This window comes from Amycolatopsis sp. NPDC003861 (genome assembly GCF_053605405.1).
On the sequence record NZ_JBSGJD010000007.1, the window covers coordinates 19,229 to 44,192 of the forward strand.

Sequence of the window (24,964 nt, forward strand, 5' to 3'; positions counted from 1 at the left end):
ATCGGTCACCGGTCGCAGGGACTTACGTCCCTTCACCCGAGCGGGTCCACAAAGGACCGAAGTCGATGCGACGCCACGCCGCGGGCAGTTCCTCCACGCACCGCTCGACCGTCTCCGCCTCGGCGGCCAGGACCGCGTCGAACCCGCCGTGGCGCGCCTGGAGGACGCGCAGGTGCCCGCGGGCGACCACGGCGTCCTGGAACTCGCCGAGCAGGTCCTGGAACGCCCGAAGCGCCTTCCCGTCCACCGGGATGACGGCCGCGCCCGCTTCGAGGGCGTACCGCAGCCGTTTGGCGGCTTTCCGGATGTCGTGGACGGCGCGCTCCCGATCGGGTGCCGCAGCCAGTTCGGCGACCCGCCCGTCCACGTCTCCGGCCACCGCGCGAGCCAGCCGGGGCAGCACCTTCGCGGCCGGACGGCGGGCCGCTTTCGGCCACTCTCGGCGCGGCTCTTCGCTCAGGACCACTTCGAGCACGTCGAGGGCGTTCAGCAGCTGCAGGTACCGGTAGCTGTCGAGCGCCCGCCGCACGCGGGCGTTCGCCTCTTCGGTGAGCTGCGCGAAGTACGCGTCCGTGCGCTTCTGCGCCCAGGTCCGGGACCGCGCCCACTGGACTTCGGTGTCACGGGCGGGGGCGAGTTCCCCGCCCAGCCACCGCAGGGCTCCGCCGAACTCCTTCAGGAGCTTCCGGCCGCCCAGCACCGGCGCGTAGGCGCTGAACACCCCGCGCAAGCGCCGTGCGGCGACGCGCAGCCGGTGCACCGAATCGGGCATTCCCCGCCGGACGGCCAGGTCCGCGGCGGCCAGCGCGGCGAGCTGCGCCCGCACGTACTCCAGGACCACGCCTCGGGCCGAACCGTCGTGCGGCCGGGGCGGCACCGCGATCCGGTCGCCCAGGCGTGCCCGCAGGTCCTCCCGGCCACCCCGGAGCCGCGCGACGGGAACCAGCCGGTCGTCGCGGGTGTAGGCTCGCACGAGCCGGGACAGGGTCGGCGGCACCCCGACATCCGAACCAGCCATGCTGATCGGCCCGTCCGGGGTGTCGAGGCACCACCGGCCGGCCTGGATGCCCAGCGTGAGGTCGTGCCGGAGCAGGCGCAGCGAGTCGGTGTCGAAGAACTCCGTCTCGTGCAGGCTCGTCACGGTGGCGCTCATGACGACCCCAGCCGGCGGCGGGCCAGCAGCGCCAGCCCCACCAGCACCACGAGGAGCGCCACGGTCACCCACTGGACCGGGGCACGCACGCCGATCACGCCGAACTGGATCGCCAGCCAGCCGGTGAGCACCGCGCCGGCGGCCAGGGCCGCGGCTGGCGCGCGGAAGTCGATCCGCCACGCGAACACCGACGCCGCGGCCAGCGACCCGCCGACGACGAGCACGAGCGCGATGCCGGGCAACATCCAGGTGGTCAGCCCGAGGGGCGCCAGCCATTCGACTGGCATCTCGAAGCCCGGCGCTCGGGCGATCAGCGAGATGCCGCCGTACACCGCGCTCGCGGCGAGGAGGCTTTCGAAGGTCGCGAGCAGGCGCATCGTGGCGCGGATCCGGGCGGTGGTCATTGCGAGCTCCCGACCGGCCGCACCACCGCCACGGGGCACGGCGAGTGCGCGATCAGCGCCTGGCTGGTCGAGCCGAGCAGCATGCCGGTGAACCCGCCGCGCCCGCGGCTGCCGACCACGATGAGCTGCGCGTCCTCGCCGCGCTCCAGCAGCGTGCGCACCGGTCGCCCGCGGACGACCTCCAGTTCGATGGCCAGCTCCGGGTACTTGCGCTGCCAGCCCGAGACCTGCTCGGCCAGCTTGCCGCGCTCGGCGGCGACGATCTCGGCCGGGTCCTCCTGCAGCGGGTGCGGGCGCAGCATGCCGTCGGCGAGGACGTCGCTCCACGTGTGCACCGCAACCAGCGCGGTGCCTCGCAACTTCGCCTCTTCGCAGGCGAAGGCGATGGCGGCCTCGCTGTCGGGCGAACCGTCGGACCCGACGACCACCGGGCCGGAGCTCGGTGGCGAGTCGTGCGGGGTCCGGCCCCGGACGACGACGATCGGGCAATGCGTGTGCGCCGCCACCGCGACGGCGGTCGAGCCGACCAGCAGCCCGGTGAACCCGCCCAGTCCGCGTGAGCCGAGCACGATCAGCTCGGCGTGCTGCGACTCCTGGACCAGCGCGGTGACCGGGCTCCACTCCCGGGCCGCGGTGCCGACTTCCAGCCCGGGGTGCTCGGCGAGCACCGCGGCCTTCGCCTCGGCCAGCCAGTCCTCGGCCCGCTCGGCCAGCCCGGCCCGCACCTGCTCATGGGTGCCGAACGCCACGGGCGCCTTCACCTGCGGCAGCGCGTAGACCTGGACCAGCCGCAGCGGACGCCCCCGGCGGACGGCTTCCGCGCCCGCCCACACGGCGGCCTGCACCGCCGAACTCGAACCGTCGATTCCGGCGACGACCGCGCCGTCAACGAACCCGGACATGGCCGCCCTCCTCGTGGAGGTACCGCCGGACCCGGTCGAACCGGGTGCGGGCGCGGTCTTCGGCGGCCTGTTCTTCTTCGGCGGTCACCACGATCGCGTCGGGGCCGGGGAACACCGTCGAGACGTGGTCGTCGGCCGTCCAGCGGACGACGTACGGCGGTGCTCCGTCGGCCGAGTGGACCTCGAGGATCCGTCCGCGCTGTTCGGGCGCGTCGACCCACGGTCCCTTGACGACGAGCCAGTCGCCCGGCTGTGCGTGCATGATCGTTCCTTCCTAGATGTCCACAGTGGACGGCTCGGGCGGGGTGGGTGCCGCCGGGCGCTGCGAGGCGCGGTGCGCGGCCACGCCGATCAGCACCACCCCGCCGGCCAGCACGACGAGACCGGACACCAGCAGCGCCAGCGCGATCCAGCCGAGGGCGGGCGCGGTCGCCCCCGCTTCGGCGCGCACGGAGATCCCGCGCGCGGAGTCGGCGTTCATCACGACGGCGGTCCACTGGCCGGTCCGGACTGGCCAGGCGACGGTCTGCGTGCCCACGCCGGACGCGCTCGCGACCCATACCCCGGCATCGCCGGGCGAGACGGCCGGAGCGCCGCCGAGGTGCGTGCGGTTGCCCGCGGTCGTGTACTCGGTCGCGGCCAGGTAGCGCTCGACGTCGGCGGTGCGGCCGATGCCCAGGAAGACCGGGCGGCCGCCGGTGTCCGTCACCCGGATCCGGACGTCACCGATGAAGCTCTCGAGCTTCGGCACCGACACGCCCTCCAGCCGCACCGGATCGGTGGCGACGGCGTAACCGCCGGAGACGAACGTGGTGGACGCGGTGAGGTAGCCGTCCGCGTCACGCTGCGTGCGGTCCGCCCAGAGCACGGCCGTGCCGCCGGTGATGAAGCCCATCGAGCCGAGCACCAGAACGGCGCCGGTGACCGCGGCGGCGATCCGCCCGGCGGTCCAGCCGGTCACGTGCGGGTGCGGCGGCTGCCGATGCGGGGGTTCGTGGCCGGTTTCGGCGCCGCCCATATCGAGCCGGAAGGGCGGGTACTCGTCGGTCATCAGCGACACGTAGGCCGCCACGCGCAGCACCCAGCGGTCCATGCCGAGGACGAAGTCGAAGATCGGCCGCGGGTAGCGGCCGGTGAACAGCAGCACCACGCCCGCGACGAGAACCAGCACGCCGACGAGCCCGCCGGCGGCCCAGTCGAAGGTGCCGTCGCTCGTGCGGGACGCCAGCCAGGTGCCGCCGCCCACGAACAGGCCGACGACGATGAAGTGCGGGATGGCCAGCAGCCACCACTTCACCAGCACCAGGCCGCGCGAAAGCCGCTCGGGGTAGGCGATTTCGAGCCGGGCGGGGTAGTCCGGGACGTCGGCCAGGGTGAACGGCGGGTAGCGGTCGGTCCCGAGTGCGGCGTACGAGTAGTACTGCACCCGCCAGCTCCAGCGCAGCACGCCGGAGGTGAAGTCGAACAGGGACCGCGGGTAGCGGCCGGTCACCAGGATCGCGAAGAACGCCGCGATCGTGACGAACGGGTAGGCGAACCAGAGGAACGCCAGCACGATGTAGTGCGGGACGGCCAGGAGCCACTTCACCAGCCAGAGCCCGCGGGACAGCGGTTCGTCCAGCGTCGCCTCGACGCGGACCGGGTATTCGGTCATGACACGCTCCTTTCCACGTGGGCGAGGCTCGTCCCGATCTCGCGGCCCCAGGCGCGGATCGTGGGCCAGTCACGGTTGTCGGCGTCGGCGACCCGCAACGCCGTCACCACGGCGCGTTCGGGAAACTTGAGGGTGCGGCGGTCGATCCTGCCGCCGAACAGACGGTGCCCGCGGGCGTTCAGCCGCCGCACCAGGTCTTCGACGGCGACCGGCTCTTCGGCGGGGCGCTTCTGTTCACCGACGGGTCCGCTGGAGAACAGCCAGACCGGAACCCGGCGCAGTTCGTCCGAACAGGACTCCGCGAGTTTCCTGGCCGGTTCCAGCCAGTGTCCCAGGTAGACGGCGCTGCCGATGACCACGGCGTCGAAGCCGTCCACCGAAGGGACGAGGCCCGCGTCACGCACCTCGACCTGCGCGTCCACTCCGGCGTCGGTCAGCGCGGAGCCGAGCGCGGTGGCCACGCTTTCGGCGATTTCCCTGGTGGCCCCGTGCCGGGTGGCCACCGCGACAAGGATCTTCATGTCCGCACCGACGCTTCTTCCCACAGCTCCACGCCGACGACGCCGTAGACGGTCTTCGCCAGCGCCGCGACGACCCGGCGCTCGGCCTCGTCGGTGAAGGTGCCGCGAATGGTCACCATGCCGCCGGTGACGGAAACCGCCCACCGGTCGCGGTGCCCGCAGTAGTCGGTGAGCAGCGCGTTGAGGTGCGAGGCGACCGAGTCGTCCTGGCGCACCAGCGGGCTGAGCATGTCGCGGCGGCTGACGATGCCGACGAGGACACCGTCGTCGTCGGTGACGGGAATGCTGCGGCGTCGATCTCCCAGCATGCGGCGGGCGATCTCGGTGATGTCGGTGTCCAGCCGCACAGTCTCGGCCGGGGTCGTCATCATCGTGGCCACCAGCACGTCCGGTGCCGCGCCCGTGATCCCGCTGCGGAGCGCGTCGGCTTCGGTGAACACGCCGAGCACCGCGTCGTCCTCGCCGACGACCGGCAAGGCCGCGACACAGTGTTCGGTGAGCAGCACGATGGCTTCGCGGACCGGCGTGGCGGGTCCGACCCGGACCACCGGCCTCGTCATGATGTCGCGTGCCTTCACTTCGGCTCCTTTCAGTGCACGACGGCGACCGGGCAGGCCGCGTGCGCGAGCAGGGTGTTGCCGGTCGAGCCGAGGATCCCGCCGGCGACCGGCCCACGGCCCCGCGTTCCGATGACGATCAACCGGGCGTCCGGGGCGGCCTGCCGCAGCGCGCGGGCCGGCACCCGCTCCCGCACGGCCTGCGTACGGACCTCGAGTTCGGGGTACTTGCGCCGCCAGCCGGCGACCCGGGCCGCCAGGTCGGTTTCGTCTGCCCCGGCGTGCACGACCAGCACCGGCGCCCGCGTCGCGGCGGCCTCTTCGAAGGCGAACCGCAGTGCGTGCTCGCTCGATTCGGTCGCGTCGATCCCGGCGACGACGGGTCCCGGCCGGGTCGGCTGGTGCCCGGGCACCACGACGACGGGGCACGGCGCTTCGGCGGCCACGCGCAGGGCGACCGAACCGATCAGCGCGCCGCGCAGGCCGCCGAGGCCGTGCGAGCCGAGGACCACCAGTGCCGCGTCCGCTGCCTCGGCGAGCAACAGGTCGGCGGCGAGCCCCAGCCGGACCACCGTCTCGACCCGCACACCGGGCGACCAGTCACGCGCGACTCCGGCTGCGTGGTGCAGCCAGCGGTAGATGTGTTCCAGCAGGAGCTCGTCGTGCTCGTGGGCGGCGGTGTCCTCGAAGATGCAGGCGTGCAGTAGGCGCAGGGTGGTGTCGCGCCGCCCTGCTTCCCGCGCGGCCCAGCGGACGGCGGCCAACGACGGTGCCGAGGCGTCCACCCCGACGAGCACCGGCCGGTTTGCGGTCATGAGTTCCTCCTGGGAGTCCGGGAGGTTCAGCATGGGTGGCGCGGGTACTGGCCGGTCAGGGCCCGAAGTCCCTTTCACCGGGGACCAAATCCGCCTGGCCGCGCGGCCGTCGCCGCCGACGCTGGGACGATGACTGCACCCGATCTGTTCATCGACCACTTCCTGCCGCACCCGCACTTCGAGCTGGTGCGCACGACGATCGTGGACGCGCCGGCGAAGGAGACCTACTCCGCGGCGCGCGAACTCGACTTCACCGACATCCGAGGTGGCGTCGTCACATCCATCTCCCAGTGGCTGCGCGCGCTGCCCGAACGCTGGCACAACCGGCGCCACGGCCCGCCGCGCCGCCCGACCCGTCTGACGGCCGACGACCTCGACACCGGCTCCGAGTGGACCCTGCTCGGCGACCGCCCGGGCACCGAGTTCGCACTCGGCGTCGCGGGCAAGTTCTGGAAGCCGGTGATCACCTGGCGCCGGGTGGAAGCCGACGACTTCGCGGCGTTCGACGAACCCGGCTTCGGGAAGCTCGTGCTGGCCGTGTCGGTGGTGCCCTACGGCGCGCACCGCACGGTGCTCACGGTGCACACCCGGGTCCGGATGAGCGATCCGGAGAGCTGGCTGAAGTTCCGCCGCTACTGGTGGATCGCCCGGCCGGCCATCGGTTCGGTGCACACGGCGCTCATCCGCACGATGGCCGCGAAAGCCCGGGAACGGGCCCTCGCGGCCTACACGCGCACTGATCAGCCCTGACGTTCGCCTGCCGGTTGCCGCGGTTCGTCCGCGGCGGCCGGAGGACGGTCCTCGTCGTTCTCCTTGACCGCGTGGTGTTCGACCACGTGCAGGTACCGGCCCACCTTCGGGCCGTGCCGTCCGCGCTCGGCCACATCGCGGCGCGCCTCGGCTTCGATGGCGGCTTTTTCCTTGTCGTCCATGATTTCCTCCTGTTCAGCGCGGCAGCAGGGTGGCCGCGTGGTCGGGGACGTAGGTCTGCAGCCGCCGGTCGGGCCGGAAGTAACCGGTCGGCTCGGGCCGCGGGGGCAGGGACACCGCCTGGCGGGGTACCTCGTAGTAGGGCACGCTGGCGAGCAGGTGCGCGATCATGTTCAGCCGCCCGCGCCGCTTCTCCTCGCTTTCCACGACGTGCCAGGGGGATTCGGCGGTGTCGGTGTGTACGAACATGTCGTCCTTCGCCCGCGAGTAGTCCTCCCAGTGCGTGACGGACTGCAGGTCGATGGTCGAGAGCTTCCAGCGGCGCATGGGGTCGTCGAGGCGGGCGCGGAACCGGCGTTCCTGCTCGCCGACGCTGACGGAGAACCAGTACTTGCGCAGCAGGATGCCGTCGTCGACGAGCAACCGCTCGAAGATCGGGCACTGCTGCAGGAACCGCCGGTGCTCCTCGGGCGTGCAGAACCCCATCACCCGCTCGACGCCGGCGCGGTTGTACCAGCTGCGGTCGAACAGCACGATCTCCCCCGCGGCGGGCAGGTGCTCGATGTAGCGCTGGAAGTACCACTGCGTCCGCTCCCGCTCGGTCGGGCTGGGCAGCGCCGCGATCCGCACCACGCGGGGGTTGAGGTGCTCGGTGACGCGCTTGATCGTGCTGCCCTTGCCGGCGGCGTCCCGGCCCTCGAACACCACGACCAGCCGCGCCCCTTCGGCCCGGACCCACTCCTGGAGCTTCACCAGCTCGGCCTGCAGGCGCAGCAGTTCGCGCTCGTAGACCGCGCGCGGGATCTTCTTGGCTCCGGGCATGCTCCGACGCTACGAAACCGGTGGCGGTCCGTGCTGCGGCCGGACGTCGGCGGAGCCGGGGTCTTTGGTCCCTCGCTCCGGGGCGGTGCGGCCCTCCCCCGCGCGCGCCCGCGGGAGGACGGTCGGGAGATGGACGCCACTTTCCCGCTCGGGCGCCCGGCCGGTATCCGGGTCGGCGCGCACTGGTCCGTGCTCCTGACCATGGCCCTGTTGGCGTGGATCCTCGCGGAGTCGCTGCTGCCGGAAGCCGTGCCCGGCGTGTCTCCGGTGGTCTACTGGGCGACCGGGACGGCCGGGGCCGTGGTGTTCCTGGCGTCGCTGCTGGTCCACGAGCTCTGCCACGCGCTGGTCGCGCAGCACCGCGGGCTCGCCGTCGAGAGCGTGACGCTGTGGCTGTTCGGCGGCAGCACGGAGCTGACCGACGATGCCCCGACGCCGCGCACCGCGTTCGCCGTCGCGATCGCCGGCCCGGTGGCGAGCCTGCTGGCCGGGGCCGGCTTCCTGGGTGCGTCGTTGCTGCTGTCCGGCGTCACCGGTGTCACGCTCGCCTGGCTGGGCTGGACGAACCTGGTCCTGGCAGCGTTCAACCTGCTGCCCGGCGCGCCCCTGGACGGCGGGCGGGTCCTCCAGGCGATCGTCTGGCACATCACCGGCGACAAGCGGCGTGCCCGGGCCGCGGCGGCCCGGTCGGGCCGAGCCCTCGGGCTGGCCCTGGCCGCACTGGGACTGGCCTGGCTGCTGTGGTCGGGCAGCTTCGCCGGGCTGTGGCTGGCCGGCATCGGCTGGTTCCTGGGCCTGAGCGCCCGGGCCGAGCTGGCCGTGGGCCCGGCGCGCGAGCTGCTGGGGCGCATCCGGCTCGGCGAGATCATGACGCCGGCCCCCGTGACGGCGCCCGGCTGGTTCACCATCCGGGGGTTCGTCGACCAGGCCGCGTCCGCCCGGTTCCGCACCTACCCGGTGGTGGCGTTCGACGGCCGTCCGGTCGGCGTGGTCAGCCTGGCGATGCTCGCCAGGGTGCCGGAACAGGAGCGGGCCGTGACGCGGCTCGAGGCCGTCTGCGCACGCCCGCCGGCGTGCCTCGTGGCGGCACCGTCGACCCCGCTGACGGCGGTCCTCGGCCGGATCGGCGGACGCCCGGGAGAGGACCTCGCCCTGGTCGTCTCGGACGGCGTGCTCGTCGGTGTGGTGAGCCCGGGTGACATCGCCCGGACGCTGGAGCTGGCGATGCTGGGCGCGAAAGCCCACCGGCCGGCGAGGTAGTGGCACTCTCTCGTCAGGTGTCCCAGGGCAGCCGGACCGCTTCGAGCTCGACGTCGCCCAGCAGCGCCTCCGTCAGGGCCGCGGGGCCGGTGACCTTGGTGCCCCACAGGTCGTAGTCGGTGGACAAGCACCACGAGCGGTCCTGGGCCCAGAGGTTCGAGGGGCTGAAGTCCGTCCCCGGGTCGTCGTACAGGAGTTCGGCGTCACCGAGACGTCCCTCGCGGACCACGCGGTGCTCGAGGTCGTGGAACCCGAGCGTCGCCGGGCTGTAGTAGGCCAGGCAGCGGGTGTCCGGGCCGGCCGGGCTGTGTTCGGTGAGACCGCCGATCAGCCGCAGCCAGGTTTCCCGGTCCAGGCCGCCCTCGGTGGGCGGGATGATGCCGAGCGGCCAGCTGCCTTCCTTCTTGGCCGAAGGGAAACACCGGTGACAGGGCAGCATTCCGGTGGGCACCACCGGGTCACCGGTGCCTCCGGCGAGTTCCGCCCAGCGCAGCCGCCGCCACCCGGCACCGGGGTGCTCCCCTCGGCCCAGCCCACCCCCCCGTCGTCACGGTCGTCGCGTCCAGGTCGATGCCGGTCAGGCCGTCTCCACCGGCTTTCCGTAGCCAGTCCGTGGTACCGGACGGCGCGAGCGGCCATCGTCCGGTCAGCGGGTTCGTCTCGTCGGGCACGAACTCATGTTCCCCGTTCTCACCGCTCAGGAGGACGGGAGTGTGAAGTACGCTTCCTCCTCCTGCGCGAAGTGCAGTGTGAGCACGGCATCCAGCCCGTAGAGGGTCGCGCGCAGGTCGTCCACCTGATCAGGCTGGATGCCGTCCGGTGCCTCCGCCAGGTGCCGCTTCAGCCGGCGTGCCAAACGGCCGATCTCCGCGTGCTCGCGGCTCATCGTCGCCGTGCTCTCCGGGCCGCCCAGTGCCGTCGACAACGCCGGGTACAGCTCGGTCTCCTCGGCCTGCTCGTGCGGCAGCAACTCCTCGGCGAGCAGCCGGGCCGCCGTGCGCAGCATCGCGTCCGCGGCCGGGGTCGCTCCCCCGGCCAGTGCGTCGGCGGCCTGGCGGACCGCGGCTCGGGCCGGGAGCAGCTTCTCGTGCTCGGACTCGAACCGCCGGACCATCGCCGCCGGGGCGGGGCGGTCGATCTTCCGGCCGCCGAGCGCGCGCAGTGCGTTCAGGATCACCACCACGTCGATGGCCTCCTGGACCAGCGCCCCGGCCACCGGTACCAGGACACCGGCGGCCGCGGCGAGCATCGCCACCAGCGACAGCAGCGTCCCGGCGACCGCGCTCTGCACCGCGAGCCGGTGGGACCGGCGGGCGATCTCCGCCGCGTCCGCGAGCCGGTCGAGGCGGTCGTCGAGGATCACCGCATCGGCGGCCTGCGCGGCCGCGGTGGCGCCTCGCGAGCCCAGCGCGACGCCCACGTCGGCCGCCGCCAGCGCGGGCGCGTCGTTGACGCCGTCGCCGGTCATCACGGTCACGCCGCGGGCCCGGGCGGCCTCCACCTCGCGGAGTTTCTCCGCCGGTGTCACCTCCGCGTGGACGTCGTCCAGCCCCAGCATCGCGGCCACTTCACGCGCATTGTCGACGCGGTCGCCGGTGAGGAGCCGGATCTCGCGGATCCCGGCGACTTTCAGGCGGCGCATCGTCCGGGCGGCGTCGGGCCGGATCGGGTCCTTCGCCAGCAAGGCCGCGACGGGCTCGCCGTCCGACTCCACCCACAGCACCGAGGCGAGATCCAGCCGGCCACGGCGGGCCGCGCCCCGAGCCCACGCGGGCAGGTCCACCTCGAGCCGACGGCCGACGCGAACCCAGCGGCCCCGAACCCGGCCGCGAACACCCGACCCGACCTCTTCGGTGACGTCTTCGGCGGCCGCCGGAGCCGCTCCGGCCGACGCCGCGGCCCGCACCACCGCGGTCGCCAGCACGTGCGGCGAGTACTGCTCCACCCCGGCCGCCAGCGCAAGGACCTCGGCAACGTCACGCCCCGGGGCGCACACGACATCGGTGATCTCGGGACGGCCCCTGGTCACCGTCCCGGTCTTGTCCATCAACAGGATCCCGGCCCGCCCGAGCGCTTCCAGGGCAGCGCCGTCCTTGACCACCACGCCGGCTTTCGACGCCCGTGACATCCCCCCGGTCACCGCGATCGGGACGGCCAGCAGCAGCGGGCACGGCGTCGCGGTCACCAGGACGGCGACCGCGCGGTCCGCCTCCCCGGTCAGCAGCCAGGCGAGCGCGGCGATCAGCAGGGACGCGGGCAGGAACCAGACGGCGACCCGGTCGGCGATCCGGGCGACGCCCGCGGTGCGGGCCGCGGCCTGCTCGGCAAGCCGCACGACCCCGGCGTAAGCGCTGTCGGCCGCGGCCGCGCTCGCCCGGACGTCGACGGCCGCACCGGCGTTGACCACTCCACTGTGGACGGTTTCGTCCGCGGGCCGCTGCACCGGCAGCGGTTCACCGGTCAGCGCGGATTCGTCGAACGTGCCGCCGTCGGGAAGCACGCCGTCGACCGGCACGACTTCGCCAGGAAGGACCACGATCAGGTCGCCGGGCCGGACGGTGCCGACCGGAACGGTCTCGTGGCCGCCCTCGGACCGCAGGTGCGCCACCCGCGGCGCCCGGTCGAGCAACGCGGTCAGGTTCCGGCTCGCCCGCCGTTGCGCGCGAGCTTCGAGGACGCGCCCGGTGGCGACCATCGCCGCGACGATCGCGCCCGCGAGGTATTCGCCGACGGCGAGCGTGGCGACCAGGGCCAGGACCGCGAGCAGATCGGCACCCCAGCGCCGGGCCCGCAGGTCGGCGGCGACCCACACGACGGCCGGAACGAGGGTGACCAGATCGGCGACGGCCCAGACGACGTCGGCACCGACCGGCGCGCCCGTCCACCTGGTGATCCCACCGACGGCGACGAGCAGGAGGACGAGGGCCAGCAGGCCGGCTTCCCGCCGTTGCGTCCGGTCAGCCGGGGTGTGGTCCATGGTTCCTCCTGCGGTCGGCCGGGACACCCAGCCTCAGCCGTGGGCCCGGCGCCGGAAAGGGCCGAAGGGCCTCGCCCCGGTCACCTCCGGGAAGCCCTTGGACCCTGTGGCGGGCGAAGCGCCGCGGCAAGCATGGAGGCACCTGATCCGAGGAGGGCCAATGGACCCCACGACGCCGGACGCCTACACCGTGCGAGCAGCGGTCGCGCTCGCGGTGCGTGCACCTTCGGTGCACAACTCCCAGCCGTGGCTCTGGCGGTTCGAAGGCCGCACGGTCGAGCTGCGCGCCGATCCGGGGCGCCGGCTGCGGCACACCGATCCCGACGGCCGCGACCTGCTCGTCAGCTGCGGGTGCGCGCTGCACCACTTCACCGTCGCCGCGGCGGCGATGGGGTGGGCCGCGCAGATCCGCCGGCTGCCCGAGCCCGGCGTCCTGGCGAGGATCGAGCTGGGGCCCCACGACACGCGTGACGAGGACATCGCACTCGCGGCGGCCATCCCCCGCCGCCGATCGGACCGGCGCCGGTTCGCCGAGCGGCCGCTGCTGGTGCGGGACGAGGTGCTGCTGCAGAAGAGTGCTTCCGACCGGGGCGCGGCCTTGCGCCTGGCGACGGCTGCACCGCATCGGACCGTGCTCAGCACCGTGGCCGCGGAGGCCGCCGGACTGCACCGGGCCGACCAGGACTACGAGATCGAGCTGGCCGCGTGGAGCGGCCGCGACCACGCCCAGGACGGCGTGCCCGCCCGGAACGCGGTCCTGGCCCTCGCGCCCCGCCGCGAGCTGCGGATCCGCGAGTTCGCTGGCGGGCGCATCCCGGACACGGCAGGCCGCGACGGCGCGGTCCTCACGGTGGTCGCCACCGCGGGGGACACGGAACTCGACCGCCTCCGGGCCGGCGAAGCCGCCAGCGCCGTCCTGCTCACCGCGACCCGGCTGAACCTGGCGTCCTGTGTGTACTCCGAGCCGTTCGAGCTCACGAGCACGCGCGGCCTGGTCCGCGACTGCGTCCTCGGCGGACGGCTCGAGCCACAGCTGGTCGTGCGTATCGGCTACGCACCGAACGACGCGGCGCCCCTTCCGGCGACGCCGCGCCGACCGATCAGCGAAGTCCTGCAGCCAGTCCCCCACCTGTACGGTGTGGGCCTGCCGATCCCGGAACAACTGCGCGGACGGTGAACCGCACACCTGAAGGCTGAAGGCCCTCCCACTCCGGGAGGGCCTTCAGGTGTGCGCCGTCGCGGCTCAGGCCACGTCGTTCCAGACGTAGTCCAGGCGGTTGCGCACCTCCACCACGCCGGACAGCTCGCTGATCGACCGCGTCACCGGTTCGATGTCGCTGCGCCGCTCCACGCGGCCGACCACCGTCACGATCCCGGCCCGGACCTCCACGCGGACCCGGTCCGGGCCCCAGCTCAACTGCCGGATCCGGTCGCACACCTCGCGTTCGAGCTCCGCGTCGCCGCGGGTGAACACCCGGACCAGGTCCCGGCGGGACAGCACGCCCGCCGGCTTTCCGTTGCGCAGCACGAACAACCGGCGGACGCCGGAGCGGGCGAACCTCGCCGCCGCGACGGCCAGGGAGTCGTCCGCGTCGATCGTGACGACCGGGCTGGTCATCAGGTCCTTCGCGGTGCACGCTGTCGCCTTGCGGGCCAGCCGGCGGTCACGGCGGCGGGGTTTCGGGTCCTCCCACAGGTGCGGCAGCAGGTCCGCTTCCGAGACGACGCCGATCAGCGCGCCCGTCTTGTCGACGACGCCGACCGCGCTGATCCCGTTGCCGGTCAGCAGTTCGGCGATGTCCTTGAACGGTGTCTGCGGGGAGACGGTGATCGGGTCGGCGGTCATCACCGCGGAAACCGTGGTCATGGCAGGTACTCCTTCGTCGTTCAGGCGTTCTCGGTGCGGACGACCATCACGGGGCAGGCCGCGTGGTGCAGCAGGGCCTGGCTCGTCGAGCCCAGGACCAGACCGGTGAAGCCGCCGCGGCCGCGGCTGCCGACGACCAGCAGCTGCGCGCCGCGGCTCGCGGACAGCAGGCGGTGGCGCGGCTTGTCGTGCTCGACGCGGCGCTCGACCGTGACGTCGGGGTACTTCTCCTGCCACCCGGCGAGCCGCTGGGCGAGCAGCCGCTGCCCCGAGTCACGCAGGGACTCGCCCTGGAAGGCGACATTGCCGTCGCTGAAGAGGCCGGCGGTGTCACCGTCGTGCCAGGTGTAGATGGCCACGAGCGGCGCGTTGCGGAGAGAGGCCTCCTCGAACGCCCACGCGATCGCCGCTTCGCTCAGCGGGCTGCCGTCGGCGCCCACGACCACCGGGCCGTCGACACTCTCGCTCCCGCGAGCCACGACGACCGGGCAGTGAGCCTTCGCGGCGAGGTCGACGTCGGGGGAACCGCTGAACAACCCGGCGATCGGGCCGACCGGCTCGCCGGTGACGAGCAGCCGGGCCCGTTCCGACACCGCCAGCAGGGCCGGCACCGGCCCGCGGTCACTGGCTTCGGTGCCGACCTCGAGCCCCGGGACGGCGGCTTCGAGGGTCGCCCGCGTCCGGCGCAGCAACTGGTCGGCTTCGGCTTCCTTGACCGCCAGCCAGTCCGACGGCGGGTAGACCTTGCCACCGAACGCCGCGTCTTCGTAGCCGTAGGCGGTGAAGACGAGCAGCGAAGCGTGCCGCCTGGCCGCTTCCCCTGCCGCCCACAGCGCAGCCGCAGCGGCGGATTCCGAGCCGTCCACGGCCACCACGATCGGCGCGTTTCCGGTTGCGCTCATGACGTTTCCCTCCGGGGTTGCGGTTCGTGCTCCCGACGGTAGGGCGCGCGCGGACGCGGTCGCTGCGGTCGTTCGTCCCCGCGGCCGGTGACCTTCGGCCGCTCCTGTCCGCCCGGCCGGGAGCGCATCGTGAGCGGGAGGAGGTACTCCCGATGGCACGAGAATGGCGAGACGCCGTGGCGGCCGTGCCGGTGCTGTTCACGGTCGCGCTCTACGTCGACTACCTGGCCGACGGCACGGCCATGTGGGTGCACGACGTTCGCGCGATGGCGCTCACCGCCCTGCTGCTGGGCTTGGCCGCCTTCGTCCTGGGTGCCTGGTCCCGGACCGGCGCGGCGAAGTGGTTCAGCGTGCCGCTCGGCGCGGGGGCACTGGCCGCCGCGGTCCTGGCCCTCGTCACCGGCGACGGCGGCCCGCTCGCCGTGCTGGTCGTCCTGATCACCGTCCTGTGGGTGGTCTCGACCGTCCGGCACCTGCGGACCCCGGCCAGGCGGCCGTGACCGCCGGTGCTGCTGCCCGGCTCAGCCGGCCCGCAGCACCGCCGCGCCGTTGACGCGGTCCGCGGCCAGGTCCGCCAGCGCCTGGTCCGCGTCGGCCAGCTCATAGGGCACGGTGCTGACACCGAGGCGGTGCGTCCCGGCGAAGTCCAGGAACTCCCGCGCATCGGCCCGCGTGTTCGCCGTGACACTGCGCACCTGCCGCTCCTGGAACAGGTGCTGCTGGTAGTTCAAGGGCGGGATGTCGGACAGGTGGATGCCCGCGATGGCCAGGGTGCCGCCGCGGTCGAGCGCGGCCAGGGCAGGCAGTACCAGCTCGCCCACCGGCGCGAACAGGATCGCCGAGTCGAGTGGTTCCGGCGGTGGGTCGGCGGCTTCCCCGGCTGACGCCGCCCCCAGTTCCAGCGCCAGCTTGCGGGCCTCGGCGCTGCGCGTCATGACGTGCACGGTGGCGCCGCGGGCGATCGCCACCTGCGCGGTCAGGTGCGCGCTGCCACCGAAGCCGTAGATGCCGAGGCGGCCGTTCTCGGGCACCTCGGCCCGGGCGAGGGCGTGGTAGCCGATCAGCCCCGCACACAGCAGCGGCGCCAGCTCCTCGTCGGTGTAGCCGTCCGGCAACGGCAAGGCGTACGCCGCCGGGACGACCGCGTACTCCGCGTACCCACCGTCGGCGTCCCAGCCGGTGTACCGAGAGTCCGGGCAGAGGTTCTCCCGGTCGCGCAGGCAGTACCGGCACGTGCCGCACGTTTCGCGCAGCCACGCGATGCCCACCCGGTCGCCGGTCGCGAAGCCCGTGGCGGCCGGCCCGAGCGCCACGACCTCGCCGACGACCTCGTGCCCCGGTGTCACCCCCGGCCGGTGGACCGGCAGATCGCCCTCGGCGACGTGCAGGTCCGTCCGGCAGACCCCGCACACCAGCACGCGCACCAGCAGCTCGCCGGCGGCGGGCCGCGGCACCGGCACGCGGGATCGCTCGAGGGGACCGGAGGACATGGGGCCGGGCCGGGTGACGCGCCAGGCGGTCATGGTCGTCGGCAGGGTCATTCGTCCTCCTCGGGTCGCGGGGACTCCCCGGCCAGGATGCGCCACCGGTCTCGGCGACGCGACCTGCCGTGGTCCTCCCGGCCGGGGACATTAGGCCCTTCTTCCCCGTCGGCGCAGCGACGAAGGTGGGGCCATCCCGCGACCCCAGGAGCGCCTCCCATGTCCCGAACGGCCCGGTCCGGCCCGCCGCCCACGCCCGCACCGAAGCCGGAGCCGCCGCGGCGCTCACGAGCCGGCAGCTGGCTGCTCACCGTCATCGGCCTGCTGATCCTCGGCGCGCTCGTGGTACCGGCCTTCCTGACACCCACCGCACCGTCGATGACCTACACCGAGTTCCTGTCCGAAGTGGACGCCGGGCACGTCGAGTCGGTGACGGTCGACGACCAGGGCGCGGTCGACGGGAAGCGGCGCGGCGGTCCGGCGTTCACCACCCGCATCCCCACCGCACTCGAGCCGGGACAGCTCGAATCCAAGCTGCGCGAGAAGAACGTCGAGATCACCGCCACCAAGGCCAGTGGTTCGCTGCTGTCGGAGCTCCTCGGCTACCTGCCGTTCTTCCTCCTGCTCGGATTCCTCGTCTGGGCCGGGATGCGGGCGCAGAAGTCCGCCGGCGGCGGACTCGGCATGACCGGCTTCGGCCGCGCGAAAGCCAAGATCATCGAAGCGCAGCGCCCGACCACCCGGTTCGCCGACATCGCCGGCTACGAAGGGGTCAAGCAGGAGATCGGCGAGATCATCGACTTCCTCCGCGACCCGGCGCGCTACGCCGCCGCCGGCGCCAAGGGCCCGCGCGGCGTCATCATGGTCGGCCCGCCCGGCACCGGGAAGACGCTGTTCGCCCGCGCGGTCGCCGGGGAGGCCAGCGTGCCGTTCCTGTCGATCACCGGCTCGGCGTTCGTCGACATGTTCGTGGGGGTCGGCGCGTCCCGGGTGCGGGACCTGTTCGAAGAGGCCCGGACGCGGGCGCCGTCGATCATCTTCATCGACGAGATCGACGCCGTCGGCGGCCGGCGCGGCACCGGCGGCGGTCTCGGCGGGCACGACGAACGGGAGCAGACGCTCAACCAGCTGCTGGCCGAGATGGACGGCTTCGACCAGAGCAGCGGCGTCGTCGTGCTCGCGGCGACCAACCGGCCGGAGACCCTCGACGCGGCATTGCTGCGGCCCGGCCGGTTCGACCGGCAGGTGACCGTGCCGCTGCCCAACCAGGCCGAGCGCGCGGCCATCCTGGCCACGCACATCGACGGCAAGCACCTCGCCCCGGACGTCGACCTGAGCATCGTCGCGCGCGGCACCCCCGGCTTCTCCGGCGCCGACCTCGCCAACCTCGTCAACGAGGCCGCGATCAACGCCGTCCGGGACGACCGCACGGTCCTGACCGCGGCCGACCTCGCGGCCGCCCGCGACCGGGTGCTGCTGGGCCGGCGCGACAGCTCGAACGCCCTGCTGCCCGAAGAGCGGCACTCGGTGGCGGTGCACGAATCCGGGCACGCGCTGGTCGCCGCGCTCTGCGAGCACGCCGACCCGGTGGCGAAGGTGACGATCCTGCCGGCCGGGATGGCGCTGGGCGCGACCGAGCAGCTGCCGGAGGCCGAACGGCACCTCTACCGCGAGAGCCACCTCACGGACCTGCTCGCGGTTCGCCTGGGTGGCCGCGCGGCCGAGCTGGTGGTCTTCGGGGAAACCTCGACCGGGGCGGCGAACGACCTGGCCGGCGCGACGGCGCTGGCGGCGAAGATGGTGACCGAGTTCGGGATGTCGCCGTCGCTGGGGCCGATCGGCTACAGCGCGGCGGAAGGGCAGCCGGAGCTGCTGGGCCGGCCGTATTCGGAACAGACCCAGCGGGCGGTCGACGAGGAGATCGCCCGGCTGGTGCGCGCGGCGCAGGACCGGGCCGCCGACCTGCTGCACCGGCACCGGAGTGCCCTCGACGCGCTCGCCGGGCAGCTGCAGGAGCACGAGACCGTCGACGGGGACGTGGTCCTCGCGACGCTGCGGGAAGAGGCCGCCGGAAGTCCCCTCGCGGGAGGACTTCCGGCCGCAGCGGACGGTCACGTCGTCGCCCTACGGTCGGCGGACGACAGCCGCACCGGGAGCCGCCGATGAACACCACGAAACGACCGATCATCACCGCAATCGACGGGTCGGGCGAAGCGCTCGACGCCGTCCGCTGGGCCGGCCGCGCCGCCCGGCTGCGCGATGTTCCCCTGGAGATCGTGCACGCCCTCGACTTCCCGGCGCTGCTCGCCGGCGGGGTCGTCCCTCCGCCGGAGGAGATGAAGGACACCCTCCGCGTGCACGGACAGCGCTATCTGCGGGCGGCGCACGAGATCGCCGAAGCCCAGGGCGCGACCGCCGTGACCACGCGCCTCGATCCCGACCGGGCCGCCCAAGCCCTCATCGAAGCGTCGCGGACGGCGGCGCTGGTCGTGGTCGGCTCGGGTGGCCGCGGCCGGTTGACCGGCCTGCTCGCCGGCTCGGTCGCCTCGGCCGTCGGCGCGCACGCGGCCTGTGACGTGGTGGTGGTCCGCGGTGACTCCTGGGACGACCCGGAGGCCGCGAGCCGGCCGGTCGTGGCCGGGATCGACGGCAGTGAGCCCAGCGCCCGCATCCTCGCGGCGGCCATGGCCGAGGCACAGGCGCGGAAGACCCACTTGGTCGTGGTGCACGCCTCGGCCGACGAGCCACGCCCGGAAACCGAGCCGCACCTGGACCCGCGGGCCGCCACCGAGGCAGGCGAGCGGTTGCTCGGCGAACTCACCGGCAAGCACGGCGGTGTGACCGTCGAGCGGGTCGTCGTCCGCGGTCACCCGCGCCGCGAGCTGATCGAGCGCAGCGCGACCGCGCAGCTGGTCGTGCTCGGCGACCGCGGCCGCGGCGGCTTCCCCGGCCTGCTGCTGGGCTCCACCGGCCAGGCGCTGCTGCACAACGCCGCGTGCCCGGTGTACCTGGTACGCACCGTCTCCTGACGGAAGTCCTCGCGTGGATGGGCCTTCGCCCCACCGGAACCGGGGCCGGGAGGCCCCGGGAACCGGGGCGGTCCGGCCCTCCTCCCCCGGCCTCACCAGGCGGACTCTGGACTCCGACGAAAGTGAGGCAGACCATGGACACCACCCCCGGATTCGCCCCGGCGACCACCGCCGAACCGACGTCCTCCCGCCGCAACCGTCGCGACCGCCTCGCCCTGCGGCCCGCCGACTTCATCGACCCCCGCTACGCCGACGTCGCCGACCAGCACCTGGCGCGCACGCTGACCGCGGAAGATCAGTCCGAAGAGGACGGTTTGGACCCCCTGGAACGCGTCACCTGCCGCACCCACCGCCGCTGGCTGCACGACTGCGTCGCCTCCCCGCTGCACGTCGTCATCATCACCGGCACCCGCTGGTGCCGCGCCTGCGAATGCGCGCTGAACGTCGCGATCGACCAGCTGGCGGGGGATGTTTCGGTCCGCTGCCCGTCCTGCGGCGACACCCCGGCCACGCGGGCCACCCGCCAGCTGGTCCGCGCCTGCCGCGCCAGCCTCGCCGCCGCGCACGACCACTGAGCCGATGCCGCGCAGCCGGTTGTACCGCAGTGGTGTCCTCGAGCGGGAGAACTTCCCCGCCGCCGAAGCCGCCCGCCACCTCGCCGACCCGTCGGTGACCCTGTGGCTCGACCTGGACGCTCCCACCGCGCAGGACTTGGCCGCGCTCGCCACCGAGCTCGGACTCCACCCGCTGGCCGTGGCATCGGTCCTCGACGAGGACCACCAGCGGCCCAAGTTCGTCCGCTACGACCGCCACTCGTTCCTCGCCGCGTACACCGTGCGTGTGACCGACGGCGTCCTGGCCGCTTCGGAGCTGGACGCGTTCGTGACCGACCGCGTGCTGATCACCGTGCACCGCAACAACACCACCGACATCGACGCACTCACCGCGCGCTGGGACACCACGCCGGACCTCGCCAAGAACGGCGCCGCGTTCCTGCTGCACGGCCTGCTCGACTACGTCGTCGACGGCCACCTCGACGCCGTCCAGGCCCTGGACGAGCAGGTCGAGGCCCTCGAAGACCTCGTGTTCGCCGACCACGTCGACCCCACGGAGCTGCAGCGCCGGTCCCTGAAGCTCCGCCGGAGCCTCGGCCGCCTGCGCCACTTGGCCGTGCCCATGCGCGAGATCGTCGCCGCCCTGATGCGTCGCGACGACACGCTGCTGCCGTACTTCCAGGACGTCTACGACCACGTCCTGCGCGTGACGGAGTGGACGGAGTCCCTGCGCGAGCTGATCGCGACGATCCGCGAGACGCAGCTGACCATCCAGGGCAACCGGCTGAACACGATCATGAAGAAGGTCACCAGCTGGGCGGCGATCATCGCGGTACCCACGGCGATCACCGGGTTCTACGGCCAGAACATCCCGTACCCGGGCTTCGGGTCGGCTTCGGGCGTGTGGGTGTCGACGCTGGCCATCCTGATCATCTCGGCCACGCTGTATGCGCTGTTCAAACGCCGTGATTGGCTTTGACAGTTGCTTTCCTCGCGTACCGGCGCCACAGCAGCTTGTCCGCCTCCACCACCCCGAACGCCACCACCGCGGCCCCGGCCACCCACAGCCACGAAACCACCCCGACCGGCGCCGTGTGGAACCACGTGTTCATCACCGGCACGTACGTCAGCAGCAGCTGCAGCCCGGCCGTCAGCCCCAGCCCCAGCAAAAACATCCGACTGTGCCCCGGCCACGCGCGCAGCACCGGCCGGTCGAGCGACCGGCAGCTGAGCAGATAAGCCGCCTGCACGCCGACGAACACGTTGATCGCCGTCGTCCGCGCCTCCGCGAGCGAAGCCCCCAGACCGAGCTGCAAGCGATAGGCCCCGAAAGCCGCCACCACGAGCAGAAGCGACACGAGCACCACCCGCCGCAGCAGGGACGCGGTGAACAACGGCCGCTCGGGCGGGCGCGGCGGGCGTTTCATGATCCCGTGCTCCGTCGGCTCGAACGCCATCGTCAGCCCGAGGAACACCGCCGTCGTCATGTTGATCCACAGGATCTGCACCGGCACGATCGGCAGCGTCACCCCGAGCAGGATCGCCACCAGCACCACCATGCCCTCGCCGATGTTGGCCGGCAGCGTCCACGCGATGAACTTGCGCAGGTTGTCGAACACGCCGCGGCCCACCCGCACGGCCGCCTCGATCGAGGCGAAGTCGTCGTCGGTCAGCACCATGTCGGCGGCCTGGCGGGCTGCGTCGGTTCCGCCCGCGCCCATCGCGACGCCGATGTCCGCGCGGCGCAGGGCCGGGGCGTCGTTCACCCCGTCGCCGGTCATGGCGACCACGTGCCCGCGCCGCTGCAACGCCCGGACCAGGTCGAGCTTCTGTCCCGGCGACACCCGCGCGAACACCTGCGTACCCGCCACCGTCTCGTCGAACTCCGCGTCCGGCAACGCGGCCAGCTCGGCGCCGGTGAGGACCCGGCCGGAAGCCAGGCCGACCTCGCCGGCGACCGCGCGGGCCGTTCCGGCGTGGTCGCCGGTGATCATCTTGACGTCGATGCCCGCGCTCCGGCAGGCCGCGACCGAGCTGACCGCCTCCGGCCGCGGCGGGTCGTGCATCGCCTGCAGGCCGAGCAGTACTGGCGCGGCCCCCGGCGTGCTCCGAGCGAACGCCAGCACCCGCAAGCCCTGCGCCGTCAGCGATCCGTGCACCCGGTCCAGCTCGTCCCGGTCCAGCGGCCGCACATCGCCGCCGGGCACCACCTCGGCCTCGCACCGGGCCGCGACCTCTTCGACCGCGCCCTTGAGATAGGCGACCTCACCGTGCACCGTCGTCATCGTCCGGGTCTCGGACTCGAACGGCACGGTGTCCGTGCGCGGCGCCGCCACCCGGATCGCGTCCGGGTCCAAGCCCGCCGCGATCGCCGCGCCGAGCAGCGCGATCTCCGTCGGATCCCCTTCCTCGAGTTCCGCGTCGTTGCACAGGACACCCGCGATCAGACACTCCCGCAGCGTCTTCCCCGCTTCGGCCACCGGCACCGGCGAGCCGGCCGCCGCGAGAGTGGTCACCGTCATCCGGTTGCGGGTGAGCGTGCCGGTCTTGTCGGTGCAGATCACCGTGGTGCCGCCGAGGGTCTCGACCGCGGGCAGGTGCCGCACGATCGCACCACGCCGGGACATCCGCACGACGCCGATGGCCAGGACGATCGCGACCGCGGCCGGCAATCCCTCCGGGATCGCGCCGACGGCGAGCGCGACCACCGCGGTGAACATCTCCGGTGCCGGGGTGCCCCGCACGAGGCCGAGCACGAAGGCCGCGGCCGAGACCGCGACGATCACCCAGCTCAGCTGCCCCGAGAACCGTGCGAGCTTGCGGGTGAGCGGCGTCTCGACGACCTGGGCAGTGGCCACAAGGTGCTGGATCCCGCCCAGCTGGGTCGCGCCGCCCGTGGCGGTGACCAGCCCACGGGCCTGGCCCCGGGTCACCAGCGTCCCCGAATACGCGCAGCCGGTGCGGTCAGCGACCGGAGCCGACGGCGGAACCGGCTCGGCGGACTTCACCACCGGCACCGACTCCCCGGTCAGCGCCGACTCGTCGATCTCGGTCAGGTGTACTTCGGCCAGCCGCACATCGGCGGGCACCCGGTCGCCCGCGGCGAGCTCCACGACGTCCCCCGGCACCAGCCGGGCCGCGGGCACGCGCTGCGGCACCCCCTCGCGGACGACGGTCGTTTCGACCGGGACCATTTTGGACAGTGCCTCCAGCGCGCGCTGGGCCCGGGACTCCTGCACGAACCCGACGACGGCGTTCAGGAGGACGACCCCGGCGATCACGCCCGCGTCGACGTGCCCGCCGAACACCCACGTCACCACGCCCGCCAGCAGCAGGACGTAGATGAGCGGGTTGTGGAACTGCGCCAGGAACCGCCGGATCGGCCCGGGCCCGGCGGGCACGCGGACGACGTTGTCGCCGTAGCGCCCCAACCGCGCTTCGGCCTCTTCATGGCTCAACCCCCGGGCCGGGTCGACGCCGAGCCGCTCGGCAGCTGCGGCCACCGGCAGGGCGTGGAACTCCGCCGCGCCGGTCACTGTTTCCGCGTTCATCGTGCCGCCTCCAGGCTCTCGTCTTCGGTTCCCCGGGTCACTGTGGCGAGCCGGGCGGCGAACTCCGCCGGAGTCGCGGACACCGCCCGCAGCGCACGCTGCCGGACCGCGCCACCGCCGTGGTCGGCGAGCGCGCACCAGCCGCGGTGCACCACGTCGAGATCCCCGGCCTCCTCCAGCGCAGGCCGGACGTACGCCAGGAGACGTGCGGCGCCCGGCCGATCGAGGCCGTGCCGGGCGGCGGCCCGCACCGCGTGCGCGAGAGCCCTGTCGGACGGCTGCGGCACCACCTCGCCCCGCACCGCCGTGGCCACGAGCGCCCGCACCAGCCCCGCGAGCACGACGGCGTCACCCACGTCCAGGCAGACGTCGGCGATGCGCACCTCCACGGTCGGGTGCCGCGGCGACAGCCGGGCGTAGAAGTACACGCCGCGCGCGTCGGGCGCGGCACCGCTTCGGATCGCCTCGGCGACCGCAGCGTCGTACTCGGCGACGCCCCGCCACGCGGCGGGCGGCCGGGCCGTCGGCCAACGGGACCACAGCGGGTACCGAGCGCTCGCCCACCCGGAGTCCGCGCCGTCGACGTAGGGCGAGTTCGCGCTCAGTGCCAGCAGCACACCGAGCCACGGCCGCAGCCCGGCGAGCGCGCGCACCCCCGCCGCCCGCGACGGGACGCCGACGTGGATGTGGCAGGCGCAGGTGCCCGCGCCGGCGACCAGGGCGGGGAACCGCGCCGCGAGCCACTCGTACCGCGCGTCGGCGGTGACCAGCGGGGTGGTGCCGAACGGCGCGACGGCGGTCGCCACCGCCAGGCACCCCGCCTCCGCCGCAGTGTCGCTCACCCGGCGGCGCAGCCGCGTCAGGTCCGCGCGGACCTCGGTGAGCGAGCGGCACACCCCCGTGAAGGTTTCCACCTGGAAGCGCAGGAATTCCGGCACCACGCCGGGCTCTCCCCGCAGGACGTCCAAGACCCGCGGAGCCGCTGGGACGGCCGCCCCGGTCCGAATGTCCAGCAGCACGAACTCCTCCTCCACGCCGACCGTCAGGGCGTCCGCCACGGCCTCAGGTGGCGGCGCGGACCAGCGCCGCCCCGAGAGCCGCACCCCACGCCTCGGCCCGCTCCGGTTCGCCCGGCTCCGGGCCGACGTCGATCGGCGCTGTCCCGACGAAGAAGCTTTCCGCCGGTAGGACGAGCCGGCACCGGTGTCGGCGCAGCCGCTTGGCCACCCCGAGCGACGCCGCCCCGGTGACCAGGCGTGGCTTGTCGATCCGGGTGTCGAAGGCCGCGGCGGCCAGCTCGGCCGGCACCACGTCGAGGGAATCCAGCCACTCCCGCACGCCGGTCCGCGACCGGATCGGGTAGTCCACCTGGTCCGCGGCGGATTTCCGGGTCGCGCCGCGGCTCATGCCGTGCACGTGGGTGGGCCCGCCGACGACGAGCAGGTCGACGCCGGTGAGGTCCCGGGGCGCCTTGTCGACGTTGACCACCTCGACCGGGGCGGACACGGCCAGCCCCTTGCCGATCGCCTTGGCCACCTCTTCGGTGGCGCCGAACATCGACTCGAAGACGACGAGGATTCGCATG

The 24,964-nt window shown here is 73.5% G+C and carries 26 protein-coding genes; 8 read left to right on the forward strand and 18 right to left on the reverse strand.

The genetic code is table 11. The features are described from left to right. Positions 1-22 precede the first annotated feature (22 nt). The 8 genes from ACWEVN_RS03525 to ACWEVN_RS03560 are packed head-to-tail and all read right to left on the reverse strand — an operon-like array spanning position 23 to position 6,006. The gene (locus tag ACWEVN_RS03525) at positions 23-1,153 is read right to left on the reverse strand and encodes a CHAD domain-containing protein (protein ID WP_452050075.1); all 1,131 of its coding nucleotides are present in this window, start codon (positions 1,151-1,153) and stop codon (positions 23-25) included. Next, complete coding sequence (locus tag ACWEVN_RS03530; RefSeq protein ID WP_452050076.1) at positions 1,150-1,557, reverse strand: hypothetical protein; 408 nt, start codon at positions 1,555-1,557, stop codon at positions 1,150-1,152. The genes ACWEVN_RS03525 and ACWEVN_RS03530 overlap by 4 nt, the downstream gene beginning before the upstream one ends. Beyond that, the gene (locus ACWEVN_RS03535) at positions 1,554-2,459 is read right to left on the reverse strand and encodes a universal stress protein (RefSeq protein ID WP_452050077.1); all 906 of its coding nucleotides are present in this window, start codon (positions 2,457-2,459) and stop codon (positions 1,554-1,556) included. The genes ACWEVN_RS03530 and ACWEVN_RS03535 overlap by 4 nt, the downstream gene beginning before the upstream one ends. Beyond that, the gene (locus tag ACWEVN_RS03540; RefSeq protein WP_452050078.1) at positions 2,443-2,721 is read right to left on the reverse strand and encodes a DUF1918 domain-containing protein; all 279 of its coding nucleotides are present in this window, start codon (positions 2,719-2,721) and stop codon (positions 2,443-2,445) included. The genes ACWEVN_RS03535 and ACWEVN_RS03540 overlap by 17 nt, the downstream gene beginning before the upstream one ends. A gap of 12 nt (positions 2,722-2,733) precedes the next feature. Then, entirely contained in the window at positions 2,734-4,113 is a 1,380-nt protein-coding gene (locus ACWEVN_RS03545; protein ID WP_452050079.1) for a DUF4389 domain-containing protein, read from the reverse strand. Next, positions 4,110-4,634, reverse strand: a complete 525-nt coding sequence (locus ACWEVN_RS03550) for a flavodoxin domain-containing protein (protein ID WP_452050080.1) — start codon at positions 4,632-4,634, stop codon at positions 4,110-4,112. The genes ACWEVN_RS03545 and ACWEVN_RS03550 overlap by 4 nt, the downstream gene beginning before the upstream one ends. Beyond that, entirely contained in the window at positions 4,631-5,212 is a 582-nt protein-coding gene (locus tag ACWEVN_RS03555) for a CBS domain-containing protein (protein WP_452050081.1), read from the reverse strand. Before ACWEVN_RS03555 ends, ACWEVN_RS03550 begins: the two co-directional genes overlap by 4 nt. A gap of 11 nt (positions 5,213-5,223) precedes the next feature. Then, on the reverse strand, positions 5,224-6,006 hold the full coding sequence (locus ACWEVN_RS03560) for a universal stress protein (RefSeq protein WP_452050082.1): 783 nt from the start codon (positions 6,004-6,006) through the stop codon (positions 5,224-5,226). Between the two features lie 129 nt (positions 6,007-6,135). On the opposite strand from ACWEVN_RS03560, the gene ACWEVN_RS03565 reads away from it, so the two are divergent. Then, complete coding sequence (locus ACWEVN_RS03565; protein WP_452050083.1) at positions 6,136-6,756, forward strand: hypothetical protein; 621 nt, start codon at positions 6,136-6,138, stop codon at positions 6,754-6,756. Here ACWEVN_RS03565 and ACWEVN_RS03570 read toward each other — a convergent pair. Together ACWEVN_RS03570 and ppk2 are read right to left on the reverse strand one after the other, a co-directional pair. Beyond that, positions 6,747-6,938 carry a hypothetical protein gene (locus tag ACWEVN_RS03570; protein ID WP_452050084.1) on the reverse strand — a complete coding sequence of 64 codons (192 nt, stop codon included), beginning with the start codon at positions 6,936-6,938 and terminating at the stop codon, positions 6,747-6,749. The two genes, ACWEVN_RS03565 and ACWEVN_RS03570, sit on opposite strands and share 10 nt — an antisense overlap. Before the next feature lie 13 nt (positions 6,939-6,951). After that, positions 6,952-7,758: a polyphosphate kinase 2 gene (gene ppk2 / locus ACWEVN_RS03575; RefSeq protein ID WP_452050085.1), complete on the reverse strand. Its 807-nt coding sequence runs from the start codon at positions 7,756-7,758 to the stop codon at positions 6,952-6,954. A 129-nt stretch (positions 7,759-7,887) separates the two neighbouring features. On the opposite strand from ppk2, the gene ACWEVN_RS03580 reads away from it, so the two are divergent. Continuing rightward, positions 7,888-9,018 carry a site-2 protease family protein gene (locus ACWEVN_RS03580; RefSeq protein ID WP_452050086.1) on the forward strand — a complete coding sequence of 377 codons (1,131 nt, stop codon included), beginning with the start codon at positions 7,888-7,890 and terminating at the stop codon, positions 9,016-9,018. 13 nt (positions 9,019-9,031) lie between these two features. On the opposite strand, the gene ACWEVN_RS03585 is transcribed toward ACWEVN_RS03580, so the two are convergent. Beyond that, positions 9,032-9,472, reverse strand: a complete 441-nt coding sequence (locus ACWEVN_RS03585; RefSeq protein ID WP_452050087.1) for a hypothetical protein — start codon at positions 9,470-9,472, stop codon at positions 9,032-9,034. A gap of 243 nt (positions 9,473-9,715) precedes the next feature. Further along, entirely contained in the window at positions 9,716-11,995 is a 2,280-nt protein-coding gene (locus ACWEVN_RS03590; protein ID WP_452050088.1) for a heavy metal translocating P-type ATPase, read from the reverse strand. Between the two features lie 160 nt (positions 11,996-12,155). Between ACWEVN_RS03590 and ACWEVN_RS03595 the strand changes: the two genes are divergently transcribed. Further along, the gene (locus ACWEVN_RS03595; protein ID WP_452050089.1) at positions 12,156-13,172 is read left to right on the forward strand and encodes an Acg family FMN-binding oxidoreductase; all 1,017 of its coding nucleotides are present in this window, start codon (positions 12,156-12,158) and stop codon (positions 13,170-13,172) included. 66 nt (positions 13,173-13,238) lie between these two features. Here ACWEVN_RS03595 and ACWEVN_RS03600 read toward each other — a convergent pair whose 3' ends face one another. Both ACWEVN_RS03600 and ACWEVN_RS03605 read right to left on the reverse strand, forming a co-directional pair. Continuing rightward, complete coding sequence (locus ACWEVN_RS03600; protein ID WP_452050090.1) at positions 13,239-13,862, reverse strand: CBS domain-containing protein; 624 nt, start codon at positions 13,860-13,862, stop codon at positions 13,239-13,241. Between the two features lie 20 nt (positions 13,863-13,882). Further along, positions 13,883-14,764: a universal stress protein gene (locus ACWEVN_RS03605; protein ID WP_452050091.1), complete on the reverse strand. Its 882-nt coding sequence runs from the start codon at positions 14,762-14,764 to the stop codon at positions 13,883-13,885. Positions 14,765-14,916: 152 nt separating this feature from the next. Between ACWEVN_RS03605 and ACWEVN_RS03610 the strand changes: the two genes are divergently transcribed. Continuing rightward, positions 14,917-15,264 (forward strand): hypothetical protein, encoded by a 348-nt coding sequence (locus ACWEVN_RS03610; protein WP_452050092.1) that lies wholly within the window; start codon positions 14,917-14,919, stop codon positions 15,262-15,264. Between the two features lie 21 nt (positions 15,265-15,285). Here the strand turns inward: ACWEVN_RS03610 and ACWEVN_RS03615 are convergent, their stop codons facing one another. Continuing rightward, on the reverse strand, positions 15,286-16,287 hold the full coding sequence (locus ACWEVN_RS03615) for a zinc-binding alcohol dehydrogenase family protein (protein WP_452050143.1): 1,002 nt from the start codon (positions 16,285-16,287) through the stop codon (positions 15,286-15,288). Between the two features lie 177 nt (positions 16,288-16,464). Between ACWEVN_RS03615 and ftsH the strand changes: the two genes are divergently transcribed. The 4 genes from ftsH to ACWEVN_RS03635 all read left to right on the forward strand — a co-directional run bounded on the left by ftsH (position 16,465) and on the right by ACWEVN_RS03635 (position 20,807). Continuing rightward, on the forward strand, positions 16,465-18,411 hold the full coding sequence (ftsH, locus tag ACWEVN_RS03620) for an ATP-dependent zinc metalloprotease FtsH (protein WP_452050093.1): 1,947 nt from the start codon (positions 16,465-16,467) through the stop codon (positions 18,409-18,411). Next, the gene (locus ACWEVN_RS03625) at positions 18,408-19,274 is read left to right on the forward strand and encodes a universal stress protein (protein ID WP_452050094.1); all 867 of its coding nucleotides are present in this window, start codon (positions 18,408-18,410) and stop codon (positions 19,272-19,274) included. The genes ftsH and ACWEVN_RS03625 overlap by 4 nt, the downstream gene beginning before the upstream one ends. A 134-nt stretch (positions 19,275-19,408) precedes the next feature. Further along, the gene (locus ACWEVN_RS03630) at positions 19,409-19,849 is read left to right on the forward strand and encodes a hypothetical protein (protein ID WP_452050095.1); all 441 of its coding nucleotides are present in this window, start codon (positions 19,409-19,411) and stop codon (positions 19,847-19,849) included. A 4-nt stretch (positions 19,850-19,853) separates the two neighbouring features. Beyond that, on the forward strand, positions 19,854-20,807 hold the full coding sequence (locus ACWEVN_RS03635; protein WP_452050096.1) for a magnesium transporter CorA family protein: 954 nt from the start codon (positions 19,854-19,856) through the stop codon (positions 20,805-20,807). Here the strand turns inward: ACWEVN_RS03635 and ACWEVN_RS03640 are convergent. The 3 genes from ACWEVN_RS03640 to ACWEVN_RS03650 are packed head-to-tail and all read right to left on the reverse strand — an operon-like array spanning position 20,785 to position 24,963. Further along, entirely contained in the window at positions 20,785-23,379 is a 2,595-nt protein-coding gene (locus ACWEVN_RS03640; RefSeq protein ID WP_452050097.1) for a cation-translocating P-type ATPase, read from the reverse strand. The genes ACWEVN_RS03635 and ACWEVN_RS03640 overlap by 23 nt on opposite strands. Further along, positions 23,376-24,437 carry a carboxylate-amine ligase gene (locus tag ACWEVN_RS03645; RefSeq protein ID WP_452050098.1) on the reverse strand — a complete coding sequence of 354 codons (1,062 nt, stop codon included), beginning with the start codon at positions 24,435-24,437 and terminating at the stop codon, positions 23,376-23,378. Before ACWEVN_RS03645 ends, ACWEVN_RS03640 begins: the two co-directional genes overlap by 4 nt. A gap of 4 nt (positions 24,438-24,441) precedes the next feature. After that, positions 24,442-24,963, reverse strand: a complete 522-nt coding sequence (locus tag ACWEVN_RS03650; protein WP_452050099.1) for a flavodoxin family protein — start codon at positions 24,961-24,963, stop codon at positions 24,442-24,444. Position 24,964: the final 1 nt, after the last annotated feature.